The sequence below is a fragment of the Chitinophaga sp. genome, assembly GCF_039596155.1.
Taxonomy (GTDB): domain Bacteria; phylum Bacteroidota; class Bacteroidia; order Chitinophagales; family Chitinophagaceae; genus Chitinophaga.
Genome location: NZ_JBCNKF010000009.1, coordinates 53,121 through 70,668, shown reverse-complemented (window position 1 = coordinate 70,668; position 17,548 = coordinate 53,121). Strand labels below are relative to the sequence as shown.

General features: G+C 45.5%; 12 protein-coding genes. 7 read left to right on the top strand and 5 right to left on the bottom strand.

Annotated elements, in window-relative coordinates; genetic code table 11:
• The first annotated feature begins 454 nt into the window (after window positions 1-454).
• Window positions 455-1,930, top strand: a complete 1,476-nt coding sequence (locus ABDW33_RS11065) for a hypothetical protein (protein WP_343690126.1) — start codon at window positions 455-457, stop codon at window positions 1,928-1,930.
• Here the strand turns inward: ABDW33_RS11065 and ABDW33_RS11060 are convergent.
• Window positions 1,927-2,208, bottom strand: coding sequence for a hypothetical protein (locus ABDW33_RS11060; RefSeq protein WP_343690125.1), 282 nt, complete (start codon window positions 2,206-2,208; stop codon window positions 1,927-1,929). The two genes, ABDW33_RS11065 and ABDW33_RS11060, sit on opposite strands and share 4 nt — an antisense overlap.
• 150 nt (window positions 2,209-2,358) lie before the next feature.
• Here ABDW33_RS11060 and ABDW33_RS11055 point away from each other — a divergent pair, with 150 nt between their 5' ends.
• Entirely contained in the window at window positions 2,359-3,855 is a 1,497-nt protein-coding gene (locus ABDW33_RS11055) for a hypothetical protein (RefSeq protein WP_343690124.1), read from the top strand.
• Here the strand turns inward: ABDW33_RS11055 and ABDW33_RS11050 are convergent.
• The 4 genes from ABDW33_RS11050 to ABDW33_RS11035 all read right to left on the bottom strand — a co-directional run bounded on the left by ABDW33_RS11050 (window position 3,852) and on the right by ABDW33_RS11035 (window position 10,126).
• On the bottom strand, window positions 3,852-6,074 hold the full coding sequence (locus tag ABDW33_RS11050; RefSeq protein ID WP_343690123.1) for a family 78 glycoside hydrolase catalytic domain: 2,223 nt from the start codon (window positions 6,072-6,074) through the stop codon (window positions 3,852-3,854). The genes ABDW33_RS11055 and ABDW33_RS11050 overlap by 4 nt on opposite strands.
• A 64-nt stretch (window positions 6,075-6,138) precedes the next feature.
• The gene (locus ABDW33_RS11045) at window positions 6,139-7,737 is read right to left on the bottom strand and encodes an MFS transporter (RefSeq protein ID WP_343690122.1); all 1,599 of its coding nucleotides are present in this window, start codon (window positions 7,735-7,737) and stop codon (window positions 6,139-6,141) included.
• A complete protein-coding gene (locus tag ABDW33_RS11040; RefSeq protein WP_343690121.1) occupies window positions 7,734-8,786 on the bottom strand; it encodes an HlyD family secretion protein in 1,053 nt (350 codons plus the stop codon). The genes ABDW33_RS11045 and ABDW33_RS11040 overlap by 4 nt, the downstream gene beginning before the upstream one ends.
• 2 nt (window positions 8,787-8,788) lie before the next feature.
• Entirely contained in the window at window positions 8,789-10,126 is a 1,338-nt protein-coding gene (locus ABDW33_RS11035; protein ID WP_343690120.1) for a TolC family protein, read from the bottom strand.
• A gap of 84 nt (window positions 10,127-10,210) precedes the next feature.
• Here ABDW33_RS11035 and ABDW33_RS11030 point away from each other — a divergent pair, with 84 nt between their 5' ends.
• The 5 genes from ABDW33_RS11030 (at window position 10,211) to ABDW33_RS11010 (ending at window position 17,465) form a co-directional block, all read left to right on the top strand.
• Window positions 10,211-11,011, top strand: a complete 801-nt coding sequence (locus ABDW33_RS11030) for an AraC family transcriptional regulator (protein ID WP_343690119.1) — start codon at window positions 10,211-10,213, stop codon at window positions 11,009-11,011.
• Between the two features lie 93 nt (window positions 11,012-11,104).
• A complete protein-coding gene (locus ABDW33_RS11025) occupies window positions 11,105-11,701 on the top strand; it encodes a TetR/AcrR family transcriptional regulator (protein WP_343690118.1) in 597 nt (198 codons plus the stop codon).
• A 51-nt stretch (window positions 11,702-11,752) separates the two neighbouring features.
• Entirely contained in the window at window positions 11,753-12,904 is a 1,152-nt protein-coding gene (locus tag ABDW33_RS11020) for an efflux RND transporter periplasmic adaptor subunit (protein WP_343690117.1), read from the top strand.
• 21 nt (window positions 12,905-12,925) lie between these two features.
• Complete coding sequence (locus tag ABDW33_RS11015; protein ID WP_343690116.1) at window positions 12,926-16,081, top strand: efflux RND transporter permease subunit; 3,156 nt, start codon at window positions 12,926-12,928, stop codon at window positions 16,079-16,081.
• A complete protein-coding gene (locus ABDW33_RS11010; protein ID WP_343690115.1) occupies window positions 16,068-17,465 on the top strand; it encodes a TolC family protein in 1,398 nt (465 codons plus the stop codon). Before ABDW33_RS11015 ends, ABDW33_RS11010 begins: the two co-directional genes overlap by 14 nt.
• Window positions 17,466-17,548: the final 83 nt, after the last annotated feature.

Sequence of the window (17,548 nt, the reverse complement as noted above, 5' to 3'; positions counted from 1 at the left end):
TAGTTTAAATATTTGTTTTAAAAGGTTATTTAGGTTTACTGAATTGGACTTATGATTCGGCTACAGTTTTAATGTTTTTAGATTAAGGTTGAAATACAAACGCTCATAGTACTTAACGGGAACACTGAATAACAGTTCAAATATAGTTAGCTGTATCAAAAAAAATATACCATTTTTCGGCGCATACGGATATTCCCAAAATCAGTTTTGCTATGCCTTATCACCTTATATCTATTTGGTTTTCAGCATCAAATTAGATTTTATGTGTATGCAAATCAGATAATGCCATGTGAAAGAACGCTGCATTATTATTGCCTTCGAAAAATCTAACTTATTTTGTCTCCGACATCAACCTTGATCACGTTTATGATGCTGTAGAGACAAATCATCTACCCTCTTATAATCACGTTGAGCAACCGTTAAAAGTGCCCTGAACATTTAAACAATTTTAATTATGGCTAAAGCTGATATGCTTGGCAGGCTTGTTACTACACTGACAAAAGCGGAAAAAAGGTATTTCCGTTTATATTCATCCATGCAACAGGGGAACAAAGACTATGTCAATCTATTCGACCTGCTGGACAGGCATTCTTTTTCAGGTCCTGCTGCTGCCAGGGCCGCATTTCAACAACAATACGCAGGGAGTAGTTACGAAGTATCGGGAAAGTATTTGTACAAAGTACTGCTGGATTGCCTGCTTCATATGCGGCTACAGCGAGAACCGTTGATAGCGGGTATGCTAAAGGCAGAGATCCTGGTTGAGCGGTCCTTGTACGAAGATGCATTGAAACAATTACAGAAGATAACAGAACAGGCAGACATGAAAGCGCATTGGATCATATCGTTATGGAGCCGCCAACAGGAAATGCAGTTAATGCAGTTATTGAATTTTCCTGAGATCAGTGAAATAGAACTAGGAGAAAAACAAGCGGGTATCTCCGCTACTATTCAGCAGTTGGACAACTACCAGGAGCAAAAGGCCCTTTATGAACAACTTCGTTATCAATGGTTATACAGTGGCCCTGTACGCACACCTGCGGAGCGGCAGGAATTAGATGAAATGGCCGTGAGAGAAGCGCTTGTAAACACCGACCAGAAATTACACCTGCTTTTCCAGGCGCATTATTTTTTGTTGTTGGGAGAGTTCACGACGGCATTACAATACTTTTATGAATCAGCCCCTTTGTATGAAGCACCGGCAGATCAGCTGATGGTGACAGAAGGTATACTCTATAGTTTACGCGCAGCCAGGAGGTATAAAGAGTTATCTCTTTTCCTGGAAAAGGTGCTGCGTTTCAAAGCAACATCGGGGTATTTCAGTGTCATGATGGTTCGGCTGCTATTTATTTATTCACCAGCTATGAACATTGATAGCGGAGAGTTTGGCCGTGCATTGACACAGCAACAGGAACTATTACCCTCTCTAAATTTACAGTTACTCACATTGGTACAGCGGGCAGAGATTTATTTATGCCGTGCATTGGTATACCTGGGTAATGGAGACATTAACAATGCACACAACGCGCTGGATCCGATATTGCAACAAAGCAGTTTGTATAGCACCTTACCGCTGTATCGTACCTTCAGACTGGTGCACCTGCTGATACAATATGAGCTGGGCAACTATGAATACATCCGTTACGAGACGCGCGCTTTCAGGCGCTATCTGCGTCCAGACAATAAGCGTGCATTTCTATTGGAACGCACAATGATAAAATTCCTCAGCGCAGGAGAGCTGACGCCTGTCATGGCGTATAGGATAACATTATGGAAAAAGCTGCAGGTGGTGTTTCAGCAGATCAGGCAGGATCCGTATGAAAAGCACCAGCTACAGCTTTTTGATTTTTCGGCCTGGACAGAATCGAAGATCCTGAGAAAGCCTTTAAGAGAGATATTGAAAGATAAGTTTGAACGGGAGGCTGGCAGTTAACGCCAGTGCCCTCTCTGCCATGAATGCCCCCTTGGCCCGCTGTTCCAGCGCCCGGGCACATAGGTACGATGGCCCCGTGGACGTACATAATGGGGCTGTACATAGTAGTAACGACCTCCCCGCCATCTGTATTCATCACCTATCCACACTGCACCGGGATATGGCGGTGCAGGCTGTACTATTACAGGTGGCGGCGCGGGTCGCTCGGCTACATAGTACTCCGAAGCGCAACTACTTAGCAGTAATATGCCGAGACACATTATGATTATCTGTTTCATAGTTTCAGTTTTACAGTTTTTTCGTTATCTTAGTTCTACCCCATTAACCGCATAGAATTTTAGTTTTCCTCAATATGATCCATACCTTACAATCAGGTAATTCACTCTTTTCTACCAAGCAAAGGGAACTAATAAAACCACTCTAACATCATGACCACTATTGCGAAAAACTATGACGCTTACGGTGCATCTTCACCATTCTTACAGTATGTATTCAAAAACAGTACCAACCGGAAGTATATCATCATTGCATTCATTGCCGGCCTGGTACAACTTACGCTTTTCAAAATCCTGTATCCCTATCCGGATTTCATATCTGATTCCTATAGTTATATAGAAACAAATCTTTATCACATGAAGGTGAATCTCTGGCCAATAGGATATTCTATTTTCATTGGCTTTATTCACCTGTTTACTTCCTCGCATGTATTTCTGGTCTATGTCCAGTATATAATACTTTTAGTTACTTTTCTTTATTTCTTTTTCTCCGTTTTATATCTATACGGTCTTTCCCGTCGCTTTGCCCTGATCCTCTATATTTTCCTGTTTTTCAATCCTATGTTCCTCGTGCTGGCAAACTGTGTCTTAAGCGACGCTATCTTTTGTGCTGTTAGTCTCATTCTCTTTACACAATACCTCTGGATGTATTACAAGCCTGCTCCCGCCAACCTTGTCTTTCAGGCATTGCTGATAGGAGTTGCTTTCGTGATCAGGTATACCGCCATATACTACCCGATAGTAAGCGTATTTGCTATCCTGCTCGCCGGGTACAAATGGCCGTTAAAATTCATTGGAATGGTATTGCCCTGGTTGCTGATCTTCCCTTTCATCCTTTACACCCAGCAGGAAACAAAAAAGCTGACGGGTACAGCCGAGTTCTCTGTATTCGGAGGATGGCAGATTGCCAATAATGCACTGTATATGTATGGGAATATACAGGTAGACAGTACCCAACTACCTCCCGGCACATTAGAACTGGACCGGGAAGCAAGAGCATTCTGGAAAGCAACACCTCCCACCGAGGCGGACCTGGCGGAACTGCCCGGTACATTTTTCATTAAGGTGCCTTCTGCTATTTTAAAACCTTATTTAAGAACACATGGCTGGGCTACTTTACCAGGAGCTCCGGGAGGATTTCAGGCATGGGGATCCGTCTCTCCTATTTATAACGCGTATGGTAAATGGCTTATTCAACACTATCCGATTGAGTTCGCACGTTACTACCTTTGGTTAAACGTGAAGAACTATTTTATTCCTCACCTTGAAAAATTTGGTTCTTATAATATCGGTATGAGGGAAGTATGGGATCCGGCTAAGATCTGGTTTAATATGAAAAGCAATAAAGTGACACTCATTCCTCCCATTCAATTTCAGGGTCTTATTTTCTTTATCTTCCCATTATTCTTCATGGCGCTGAATATTTTTTTTGCAGGCTGCGTTATTTTCTTTCTGACCAATAAAAAGCTTAGGCAGGCAAACAAACCTTTACTGATTGCCCTACTCATGGCACTTGCCTTCCTGATCATCAATTTTGGATTCAGCGTATTCGCTACACCAGTTGTATTACGCTACCAGATCGTACCGATGATCGTATTACTCACCTTCACACTGTTACTCACAGAAAAGCAGTTCGAAGAGCAAAGCTAAAAATCATACATCCCTGCTGTCACTTCCACACTTTCCTTACCGGGAATCATTACCGTGGCCCTCGTGCCGGCAGGGATTTCCACATGCATTGTAAACCTGCCATTATCTATTTTCCAGTTGGAAACGATTTTCCCATATGGGCAGGTATAACTCGCATTTACCCACGCTAATCCACCACCGGGATGCGGACGTATCAAGATCTTTTCATAGCCCGGACTGGCGGCATCAATGCCTGCTACCACTTTGTACAACCATTCTCCTACTGCTCCATATGAATAGTGATTGTAGGACGTAGCCTGTACAGTACTATCAGGTTTGATGGCATCCCACTTCTCCCAGATGGTAGTGGCCCCCATTTTTACCGGATACAACCAGGAAGGACAGGTTTCCTGATTCAGCACCTTGTAAGCGAGGTCGGTATAACCATTTTCACTCAGGGCATGCAGTAAATAAGGTGTGCCTAAAAAGCCCGTAGCTAAGTGATAATTATTGTTTGTAACGAGTGCCGCCAATCTTGCTGCTGCATTCTTCTTCATCGTCTCGGGCAGCATGTCGAATTGTAAGGCCAGCACATAAGCGGTTTGTGTATTTGTAATTGCAATGCCCTCAGGAGAAATGTATTTTTTTAAGAAAGCCGATTTGATATCCTGCAAGGAATGTGTGTACTTTTCCACGTCGTCTGTCTTGCCTAAAACGCCCGCTGCTTTGATCAGTAACTGCGTGGAACCGGCCCAATAGCACTGATCAATATAGGGCAGGGAGGTAGAGTCTCCGGGAGCCAGCCAGTCACCATATCCATTGGCTGTCCAGAGGCCGTCTGTACTCACACTGTTGATATAGTCTACCCAGGCTTTCATACTCGCATATTGCCTGGTTAAAACGGCGGTATCTTTATATACCCAATATAGGGTCCATGGAATAATGGTGGCTGCATCTGCCCAACCCGCAGCACCACTACGGGGATCTTTACGGTACTTCTTATACACATCCGGAACGATACTGGGAATGGCTCCATTCGGTGCCTGTTCTACCGCCACATCCTGCAACCATTTACTAAAAAAAGCATCAACGTCGAAAAGGTAACTGGCAGTTCGGCAAAACACCTGAGCATCGCCTGTCCACCCAAGGCGTTCACTACGCTGCGGGCAATCTGTAGGAATATCGAGGGAATTACCTTTAAAACTCCAGGTAATGTTGTGACATAACTGGTTCAACATGGCATTGGAGCAGGAAAATGACCCTGTGGGTGTAAGATCTGAATAGAGTGCAATCGCTGTAAAATCATTCGCATTTACCTTGCAGCCTTCGACTTTCACATACCGGAAGCCATGCCAGGTGAAATGAGGCTCAAATGTTTGCTTCCCCCTGCCGTCCAGGATATAAGTGTCAGTAGCCTGTGCCTCTCTCAGGTTACCTGTATAGAAATTGCCCGTTTTATCCAGCATTTCTGCATGGTACAGACGTATTGTATCGCCAGGTTTCCCCTTCAGGCGGCAGCGGACCCAGCCAGCGAGGTTTTGTCCGAAGTCAATCACCTGTTCCCCTTTGGGAGTGATCCACACCTTTAATGGATGGAATTGCTCCTTTTCTCTTACAGGTGGTGTAGTACCTGCTATTAATACATCTTTAGGAAAACCTGCTGTAATGACGGGGCTGGCAGGAGCCGTCCTTCTACGAGTGTCGTAACATTCTCCCTCATACAAACCAGCATACCGGATAGGTCCGGCACCACATAGCCAGTTGCTGTCCGACACAATGGAGATGTGCCTGCCATCACTATAGATCAGATCCAGCTGAAAGAGCAGGGCGGCATCATTGCCATAGGTGTTGGGTTCCAGGTTGCCACCGAACCGTCCTCTATACCACCCTTCCCCTACCGTTATGGCAACTGAGTTATGTCCCTTTTTGAGAAGGGATTTTACATCGTACTGCTGGTATTGTAACCTTTTATCGTATCGGGTGTATCCGGGGGTAAAGTAAGCATCTCCTACTCTCCGGGCATTGAAATTTGCCTCGTAAAGGCCATGTGCGGTGATGTATAAGGTGGCAGCCTGCAATCCTTTATCCACATTAATATCTTTAGTGTATACCGGACAAGGGCGAAGTAATGTATCTTCTTTGAATCCGGGTACAATCCATTTTGCAGACTGGAAAATGGATTGACCCGATACAACCGTTGTTGTCAGAAAAGACAGGCAGAAAAATAGTTTGTTGATCATATTGGGGATAATCGTCGATGCCGGGGGGCGGGTACTCTTTAAAAACCCGAATTTAACGAAAATGTTAATAAGCCGCCGGCGCCGGTTGGTTCCTCCTCAGGTCAATCACCGTCTTGTTCAGGTAAGGTACCCAGGCTATCAACAAAATCACGCCAATGATCAAAATACTGATCAGGTAATAATAATCCATCGAAAACCGGATCTGTGCCTGTATATCTGCCGACCGGTACAACAAACCTGCCGCGGCCTTTGTAGCCCTGTCTGCCGGCATCCCCTTTGCTATAAGTCCTACCTTATACACCCCTAATTTCGTATTCACTAACGGATCCAGTAAAGTCAGTTTGTCTAAAAAACGATTATAATGCCGGCTCTTATCATACAACTGGAAATAGTTGATCAACGCGATACTGCTACAAAAACCTGCAAAGCGGAACAATACACCGGTAGCCGAAGCCGTACTTCCCAGATGTGCCGGCACTGAAGAAATACAAAAAATGATGATCGGCGCCATCAGCATACCCGCGCCAATTCCCTGCAATATCAACGGTAAGATGAAGGTATCTGCATCCGCCATCGTTGCAAACAGGCTATTCATCCACAGGTGGAACACCAGCAATAAACTAAACCCTATCATCCAGATCCAACGCATCTTCATGTGTGTTGTGATCATGCGTGAACTTACCAGCACGCCCAAAAAGATGCCCATTACATTTGCCATCAGTATATAGGACAAATGCCTGGGATCCATTCCCAATACACCTGTAAAATAGTTAGTGGTAACATTCAGTGCTCCTCTACAGATGTACAGCATAAAGATCAATACCATTCCTACCACATAGTTCCTGTTCCTGAACACCTCCAGGCTGAGGTAAGGCCTTTTCAATGCCTGCTGTCTCACCACATGCAATACGCCTAATACGACTACACCAACCGATGCGAGTAAGATCCTGTTATCACTAAACCAATAATATTGCTGTCCATACAGTAATACATACCCCAGTAAACTTAATGCCGTCGTATAGATCACAAAGCTCGCCCAATCCAGCTGGTAAAGCGGAAACCGCTTGTTTAACCGCACCGGATTCATCATCACAAACAACAGCAATGTTCCTGGAATATAAGTAAAGATCATCCACTTGTACAGCACATTATAATCAAATGCATCCAGCAGGGGAGCCGTAATCAATGCACTGAAAGCTGAAATACACAAGAGATTTCCATAAAATAAAGAATACCCGATCTCCCGTGCGCGATTGGTACGCAGCCTGCTAAAAATTAGTGTAATACAGATAGAAGATGAAATACAGTTGGCCATGCCCTGTATAAAACGCAAACTTAAAAGTATATACAGATTATGCGTTTTATAACACCCATATGAAGTGAGGATTTGTATCACCGCACCTATTAGCAGGTATTCTTTGGTAGCAATGTATTGAAAGAAGCGTCTTTCCAAAGCAAAGAATCCAGCCAGAGAAGCATAGAACAATACCATGGAGTACTGCACATCCGGAGGCTCAATTCCATAGTAACCGGCAGAACCGGGCGCGCTGGATACAGAGATACCGAACATCAGGAGGTTGGGCAGCAGGTTCAGAAAGATCACGAACCGTACCAACCATTCCGAAGCCGTAGCCCATGGTTTGAATATCGTAAGTTTTTTCATTTCGATTTTGCAATCTTCACAGTTGCATTCATACCCGCACGAAGTAATAAATCAGCATCTGCTTTGTCAGTCAATTGAATGCGTACCGGTATACGTTGTACGATCTTCACGAAGTTACCGGTTGAATTATCCGGTGGCAACAGTGAAAAACGGGAACCGGTTGCAGGAGATAAAGACACGATCTGACCATGAAAGACCTTTCCGGGGTAAGCATCAATTTCAATCTTCGCCTCCTGTCCTACGTGCATATGACGCACCTGTGTTTCCTTGAAGTTGGCCACAATCCATTTACCGGCAGTCTGGTTCACAATGAATGCCAGTGTTTGTCCTGCCTGTACCAGTTGTCCTTCTTCGATGGTACGACGGCCCATTTTACCATCATATGGCGCTTTAATTACGGTATAGGATACGTCTAGTGTATTTCTGCCCAACATCGCTTCCCTGCGCGCTATTTCGGCCATTAACGCCTGTTTCTGCGCTTTGATATCACCTACTTTCGATTCAGAAGCGGCGTAATTGTTCAGTGCTGTCTGGTAGTCAGCTTTGGCCACATCCAGTGCCGTCTGTACATTTTCCAGTTGCTGTCTGGTCGCAGATTCTACATCATATAATTTTTGGTAACGGTCCATTTCCTGCTGTTGCTTCCACAATTTTGCTTTTGCTCCTGCAATCTGGGCCTGTGTCACTGTGGCTGTTTTTGCTGTGGTAGCAATGCTGGCTTCCAGGACCTGTATCTGCGCCTTTGCATTCAACAGGGCAGCGTTAGCTTCCTGCTGTTGTAATTTATATTCACTATCGTCAATCAGGAGCAGGGTATCTCCTTTCTTCACATCCTGGTTCTCTTCGTAATTTATTTTTGTAATATATCCCACTACCCGGTTCGTGATCGGGTTGATATATTCTTCTACCTGGGCATCATTGGTCTCTTCAAACTTATAAAGTGTCAAGAGCGTGATAATGCCCCATATCGCCAATCCCACTAGTATTAAACCGGCTACCCATCCGGTGATAGTGGTAATCACCTTATCGGTCTTTGCATAATTCGCCATAATTATAAATTGCCTATTACTTTTTGTAACTGATAGTATTGTACGCGTGCTGCAATCTTTGCTGAAACGAGGTCAAAACGTGTCTGGAGCAATTGTGTATCTGCATCCAGCAGGTCGGTCACAAGGGATAACTGGTTAAAGTACGTGTTGTTTACAATCCTTGCGTTTTCTGTTGCCTGTTTAATGTTGGTCTCTGCCACATTTATTCTAGTCAATGCCTCCTGGTAACGGAGGTAAGCTTCTTTTACCTGTTGCCTGATTACATCACCGGTTTCTTCGTGCGCTACTTCTTCTCTCTTTAGTTCAAGGACAGCCGCCTTTTCTTTGTGCCTGTTATGATAGAAGGCGGATATAGGAAAGCTTGCCTTTACACCATACATTCCTAATCCATAAGCCGCATTAGCGTAGGGGTAGAACTGTATCTGCGGGTAAGAGAAATTGTATTCTGCGAACAGTCCTACCTTTGGCGAGACGTTTGCTTTTACACTTTGAAGCGTCAGTTTTTTCAATGCGGACTCTCCTGCTGAAATCTTCAACTGAAAAGCATGCGAAGATGCAATATTCAAATACTCTTCATAAGACCCCGGTATTGCATTGCCATCAGTAAGCATACTATCCGCATTTATCCGCTCATTTTCATCATCGCCAATCAGGATAGCAAGCCGCTGACGGGCAATTGCAATATCATTATCAATCTGCACCATCCCCATCTGCTGCCGGGACAATCTCAGTTGTGCTCTCAACACATCGCTCTTCAGTACAACACCATTCTTCTGTAATTCCTGGATGTGGGCCAGCTGTTGCTGTTGATCTTCTATATCCTTTTCTATTAATTCTTTGAACCGGCAACTGCGCACCAGATCCAGGTAACAGACTGCTGCGCTGAATTTCACTTCAGACAGCGTTAGATTCTCCTGTTCTTTTGTTATCGCATATTCTGTTTGTCCTTTTTGAATTTCAAGGTTGGTCTTATTTCCATTGTATATATTGAAATAAGCATCTCCCCCCACCTTGTAATAGTTATGAAGCACGGGGAATAAGGTGGGTGTATGAAAAAACCCATCTTCATACATAGGCATGTTCGTTACCCTTGCATAAGCACCATTCACATCAATCTCAGGCAGTCGTTCTGACTTTGCATTCTTCAGCGATTCTTCACTGGTTTGTACGCGGATATGAGCCATCTGAACCTTTTTGTTGTTCTGTGCTGCTTTATCACATACCTGTTCAAGTGTTAGATGAATTGGGGCTGTCGTATCGGAAGGCTTTTGTGCCACTGCACACATCGAAAGTATTAATACAGGCAGTAATGCACATACCCTTTTGGTATTCGGTCGCATAATCATTATTCTGCATGCAAAGGTAGGACTATGGGAAACGAGCCATTTTATCTAAATTGCCAATTATTTATCCAAACGCGCCACATGCTGTTCCTTGAAGAATACTTAGCCGATATTGACACCGTGCCAGATTCGGTATTCGTAATGACTGATAAAATTGAACGCAAATGGTCCATGCATGCTCATCTGAAGGGGCAGCTGACCTATGTGGAAGGGGGTATTGCGTATTGTAACCTGCCAGACAGGGCATTTGTTATTCCCGCGCGCCATTATATATGGATACCCAAACACCAGGAGCACTACATCCAGGTGCGGCACTCCAGGTTCACAGCCACCCGTAATATTTATTTTTATAACTCAGACGATCAGCAATCTCCTTTTTATAATAAAATGGGCATTTATCCCGTCAATGAGCTGTTATTGCAGATGATCAACTTTTCCTCGCGTTACAAAGGTCATATCCGGCCAGGTGAGCCCGGTTTCCGGTTCCTGGCATCCCTGAAAGATATCCTGCCGGAAGTCAGCACGACTACCCTGCCGGTGGCCCTGCCGACCACGACGCATGAACGCCTGCAGCCTATACTTCAATATATCAGTCGTCATTTTGACCAGGAAATCACCCTGGAATCACTCAGCAATCAATTTGATATCAGTCCCCGTACACTCTCGCGTTTATTTCATAATATACTTGATATGTCTTTTGTTCAGTACCTGAAAATGCTACGGGTCGTGAAAGGCATTGAAATGATCTTACAGACCAATCAGACCCTTAGCGAGATTGCATACCAAACCGGCTACAGTAATATAGCCGCATTCAGTAAGGTATTTTATCAGGTCACTAACAAAAGGCCCAGCACCTTTCAGCAGGAAGTGATGTCCGTATAAATTTCCGTTTACATCTCAGAAAATCGCCAATTTGGCGCGTTGTCCCCAAATCCTTTTCCGCCTCCCCGTATTTTTGTTTGACAATTTTGTTAAATGGCGGCAAAAGATAAAAAAACAGAACAGCATATCATAGATACTGCTATGCATGTCTTCTTCACAGAAGGCCGTTTGCACGCCACCACACAGGATATAGCCGATGCTGCGGGTGTAAACCGGACTTTGATACATTACTATTTCAAGTCAAGAGATCTGCTGTTCGATGTAGTATTTGAAAGAGCCAGACTGGAATCCATTGCCGAAGCCCAATCAGTGCTGAGTGCAGCACTTCCCTTCCGGGAAAAGATAGAACAATTCATGAACGTATTCCTTGCAAGGTTACAAACCTATCCATACCTGGAAGTATCCATGACTGCTGCGATACACAACGGTCAACAGTTCGATGAAGGCCCGGAAGTGTTTATGAAACAATTCTTACTTGAAGTGCAGCAGGAGATGGACAAAGGAACTATTCAGCGCGCCAATCCCGTGCACTTTATTATGAATCTCTTCTCGCTTGTAGTGTATCCATTTATTGTAAAACCCCTTAACCAGCATTTATTTGGACTGAATGAACAGGAATATGAAAAGATACTTAAAGAGAGAAAGACAGTGATACTAAATATGCTCTTTAACCAGTCAGTTGCAAGCTGAAAACCCCTGTGATCAGTCGGATTTTTTGTCATGTACATAAACATAAATTATATGTCGAAGATGTATTTACCAGTCGCCGGCGCAGCGTTGCTATTGCTGTCCTGTGGCAATCATCCCAAGGGGGCTCCAGGTCAGGCCGACATGGCAAAGGACTATGCAGTCATTTCGTTAGCTCCCATCAAGGCTACCATTCACTATGATTTTCCCGCCACGATACAGGGGCAACAGGTCATCGAAATCAGGCCAAAAGTAGATGGATATGTGAAAGACATTTATGTTAATGAAGGCGCCAATGTAAAAAAAGGACAACTGTTGTTTACCATCAACAACCCGGAGTATGAACAGAATGTGATAACTGCCAGAGCCGCGATCAAAAGCGCTGTTGCAGATGTAAACACTGCTCAGATGAATGTGAATAAAGTACGTCCGCTGGTTGAAAAGGATATCGTCAGCAAGTATCAGCTGGAATCTGCACAGTATACACTGGAATCAAAACAGGCGGCACTGGCACAGGCACAGGCCACCCTGGCAAACGCTGAAACCAACCTGGGCTACACTATCATCAAAGCTCCTGCCGACGGCGTGATCGGTACTATCCCTTACAAGATCGGTGCCCTTGTTAGCAGCACCAGTACAGAAGCACTGACTACCCTTTCTAACATAAGTAATGTATACGCCTATTTCTCTCTGAACGAAAAGCAATTGCTCAACTTCTCAGGAGAAGTACCCGGCAATACACTCGAAGAGAAAGTAAAACACCTGCCTGAAGTAACCATGGTATTAGCCAACGGCAGTGAATATTCCCTGAAAGGTAAGATCGAAACAGCCAGTGGATTGATCGCCACCTCTACCGGTAGTGTTCAGTTCAAAGCTACCTTCCCCAACCCGATGGGTATCATTAAAAGCGGTGCCAGCGCAATTATCAGGGTACCCAGATCTGAGGATTCCGCACTGGTCATTCCCCAGGGTGCCACTTACGAACTGCAGGACAAACGCTTTACTTACATCGTAACTAAAGACAACTACGCCATCAGCCGGGCTATTACGACTACTGCTAATGACAACGGACAATTCTTCATCGTAAAGAGCGGCCTGAAACCCGGCGATAAAGTTGTATTGGAAGGTGCCAGTACACTGCGCGACAGTACACTGATCAAACCACGCATAGTGAGTGCCGACAGCCTTTACCAGAAGATCGACTAGCCTATCATTAAAAAAGGAATTATGCTTAAGACATTCATAGAACGTCCTGTACTCAGTACGGTGATCTCGGTGATCATTGTCATACTGGGTATCCTCGGACTCGTATCGCTGCCGATAGCGCAATACCCGGACATCGCACCTCCTACCGTACAGGTGTCTGCCAACTATACCGGGGCCAATGCCGATGTGGTATTGAAAAGTGTGATCGTGCCGCTGGAAGAACAGATCAATGGTGTGGAAGGAATGACCTACATGACCAGTACTGCGACCAACGACGGTTCCGCTACCATTAGTATTTATTTCAATGTAGGCCGTGACCCGGATATGGCAGCCGTAGACGTACAGAACCGTGTATCGACCGCCTCGAGCCTGTTGCCTGCCGAAGTAACACAGGCCGGTGTAACTGTAAAAAAGCAACAGAGCAGTAACCTGCTCATCACTGCTATCTATAGCGATAACCCTGCTTATGATCAGACCTTCCTCCAGAACTATGCGGAGATCAACCTGATCCCTGCACTGAAAAGGGTAAATGGGGTAGGTAATGCCAGTGCTTTTGGCTCCATGAACTACTCCATGCGCATCTGGCTCAAACCCGATGTAATGTCAGTATATGGCCTGGTACCTTCTGATATTACGAATGCACTCAGTGACCAGAACATCGAAGCCGCACCGGGTAAATTTGGAGAACAGGGGAACCAGAGTTTCCAGTATGTAATTCGCTATACGGGTAAATTGAAAAGTGCTGACGAATTTGGCAATATCATCATCAAATCTACCGGCAACGGCCAGTTCCTGCGGCTGAAAGATATTGCCCGTATAGAACTGGGCGCACTGTCTTATAACAGCATGGCTACCGTGAACGGTTATCCTGCGACCAACATATCTATCAACCAGACAGCCGGTTCAAACGCCAGCCAGGTAATCAATGACTGTAAAAAAGTACTTGCAGAAGCCGAGAAAGACTTCCCGAAAGGCTTACATACCACCAACATGGTGGACATCAATAAATTCCTGGATGCAAGTATTGAAAAGGTGATTCATACCCTGATCGAAGCCTTCATCCTGGTGTTCATCGTGGTATTTATCTTCCTGCAGGACTTCCGGTCTACCCTCATTCCAGCCATCTCTGTACCAGTAGCCATCATTGGTACCTTCTTCTTCCTCAACCTGTTTGGGTTCAGCATTAACCTGCTTACCTTGTTCGCATTGGTACTGGCCATTGGTATCGTGGTGGATGATGCGATCGTAGTGGTAGAGGCAGTACATGCCAAACTGGATACGGGATATAAATCTTCAAAAAAAGCGTCTATTGATGCGATGAGTGAGATATCGGGAGCGATCGTTTCGATTACCCTCGTAATGGCCGCGGTATTCGTACCTGTAACATTCATCAGCGGATCTACCGGTGTATTCTACAAGCAATTCGGTATCACGCTTGCCATCGCCATCATTCTCTCTGCCGTGAACGCATTGACGTTAAGTCCTGCACTGGCAGCCCTCTTCCTGAAACCGCATTCGGAAGAGCATAAAAAGAAGAACGTGATGCAGCGGTTCTATACTTCGTTCAACACTGCTTTCGATACTGTTACTACGAAATATACCCGCTCTGTTACCTTCCTGTCTAAAAGGATCTGGCTGGTCCTGCTGGGTGTCGCTCTCTTTGGCGGTAGTTTGTATTACCTCATGACCTCTACTTCCAGCAGTTTTGTACCGGACGAGGATATGGGTACTATATTCGTGAACGTGAGCATGCCTCCGGCTACGAGTATGGAACGCACTACTATAGTTGCGAATGAACTGGACAGCATAGCCCGTACTATACCGGCGGTGAACAACTCACTGAGTATGGTAGGACAAAACATCCTGGCTGGTAGCGGTAGTTCCTATGCGATGATCATCCTGGAACTGAAAAACTGGAAGGATCGTAAGATGAGCAATACGGATGTAATAGGGGCGCTCATGCAAAAAACATCGCATATCAGAGGGGCACAGATCCTCCCGATCTCCCTGCCTACCATTACCGGTTTCGGTATCGCCGGTGGGTTCTCCTTCCAGTTACAGGATAAAGGCGGTCATACCACCGATGAGTTTTACAAGGTAGCACAGGACTTCCTGGGCGCGCTGGGTAAACGTCCTGAAATACAATATGCATCTACCACTTTCAACCCCAACTTTCCACAGTTCCTGCTGGAAGTAAATGTGGCCAAAGTAAAAGAAGCGGGTCTCACAGTCGACAACGTCATGAATGCCATGCAGGTGTATTATGGTGGTTATTATGCGTCTAACTTCAACCTGTTTGGTAAGCAATACCGCGTCATGATCCAGGCAGATACTGCCTACAGGGCGAATATAGAGGGACTGAATAAGATTTATGTGAAGACGTCTGGTTCCAATATGGCGCCGATCACTGAATTTGTGAAACTGACCAGGGTTTTTGGCCCTGAAAGCATTACGCGTTTCAACCTGTTCACAGCAATGTCAGTAAGTGGTGCGCCAAATAACGGTTATAGTTCCGGTCAGGCACTGAAAGCGATTGAAGACGTGGCGAAAGAAAAACTGCCCCCAGGCTATGGCTATGAGTTCTCTGGTATCAGCCGTGAAGAGCAAAGCAGTGGTACGCAATCTATCTATGTGTTTATTCTATGCCTGGTCTTCGTATACTTCCTGTTAAGTGCTCAATATGAAAGCTACCTGTTGCCCTTTGCAGTGCTGTTATCCCTGCCGGTGGGTCTGACAGGCACATTCCTCTTTGCCCGCATTTTCGGTATTGACAATAATATTTATCTCCAGATATCGCTGATCATGCTGATTGGTTTGCTGGCCAAGAATGCCATCCTGATCGTAGAGTATGCAGTGGAAAGACGACGACATGGTATGACTATGCTGGAAGCGGCGGTAGAAGGATCGAAAGCACGTTTCCGCCCCATTCTCATGACGTCTTTTGCCTTCGTCTTTGGGCTGATGCCACTCATGTTCGCTACCGGTGCCGGTGCGAATGGTAACCGTTCTATCGGTACAGCGGCAGTAGGCGGAATGCTCTTTGGTACCGTGATAGGCATATTCATGATTCCTGTATTATTCATCATCTTCCAGACCCTGCAGGAGAAGGTAAGTACCAAAAGGCAGGAAGAAGAGGAAGATACTGACACTAAAAGCGTAACACATGAAATCAAATAATAAGCAGGCCCTGTTGATCATACTCGCTGCCGGTACCTTTGTGGCTTCGTGCAGGGTTACAAAGCCCTACAAGCAACCGGAGAATACTGATATCAGCAGGTTGTACCGCGACAGTACGATTACCGATACAACGACCATGGCAGATCTGCCCTGGACCCAGTTATTCACAGATCCACACCTGCAGGCACTGATCCGGGAAGGTATTGAAAACAACCTGGACCTGAAGATTGCCAATGCCCGTCTGAATGCGGCAGCGGCTAATCTCCGCCAGAGTAAAGAGGCTTTCTTTCCTACCGTATCGGGGACAGCGACAGTTACTCAACAAAAAGTAGCCATCTCGCAGGGTGGCAGCTTTATCACATTCAACCGCACCTACCAGTTGTCGGCCACCGCCAGCTGGGAAGCGGATATATGGGGTAAACTGCGCAGCACAAAGCGGGCATACATGGCCAACTTCCTGAAGAGTGAAGCCTATCGGAGGGCGGTGATGACACAATTGATCGCCAACATTGCCACTAATTACTATTCGCTGCTGGCGTATGATGAACAACTGCGGATTACCCGCCAGACAGTGGAGAACCGTAAAACCGACGTGGAAACGATGAAGACACTCAAAGAAAGTGATGTAGTCACCGGAGCAGATGTCGTACAGAGTGAAGCCAACCGCTACTCAGCAGAAGTGACCATCCCGGACCTGTTGCAGAACATCCGGGAAACAGAGAATACGATCAGTGTATACCTGGGACGTCCGGCCGGCAGCATCGAAAGAGGTACACTGGCAGAGCAGACGGTGAAGGCAGATCTGAAAACAGGGTTACCTGTACAGTTACTGGCCAATCGTCCGGATGTGCAGGAGGCAGAATACCAGCTCCGCTACTACTATGAGCTGACCAATGTGGCCAGGACTTATTTTTACCCCAGCCTGTCTATCTCAGCCTCAGGTGGTTTGAACGGAACCAGTCTGAATAACTTTTTCGATGCCTCCCATTTTTTTGGCAGTATCGCAGCCAGTCTCACACAACCTATTTTCCAGCAGGGACTGAACAAACAACGGCTACGCGTAGCAGAAGCTAACCAGGACGAATACCTGGCCACCTACAAACAGACCCTGCTCACAGCGGGTCAGGAGGTGACCAACGCCCTGTCTGACTACAATGCCGCCGTAGATAAGGCCGCGATCAGAAGCCAGCAGATCACCTATCTGCAAAAATCGGTGGACTATACGAAAGAACTGCTGAAATACACTTCCAATACCAACTATACGGACGTACTCACCTCCGAGCAAAGCCTGCTTTCCGCCCAGCTGAACAGTATCAGCGACAAATTACAACAGCTGCAGGCGGTGGTGACACTATACAGAAGCCTGGGAGGTGGATGGAAATAATAAAAGGAAGTTGTCTCAGGGCAAAATTTACTTTTGAGACAGCTTCTCCTTTTTATACTATCTTGCGGCATTAATTTAAAAGT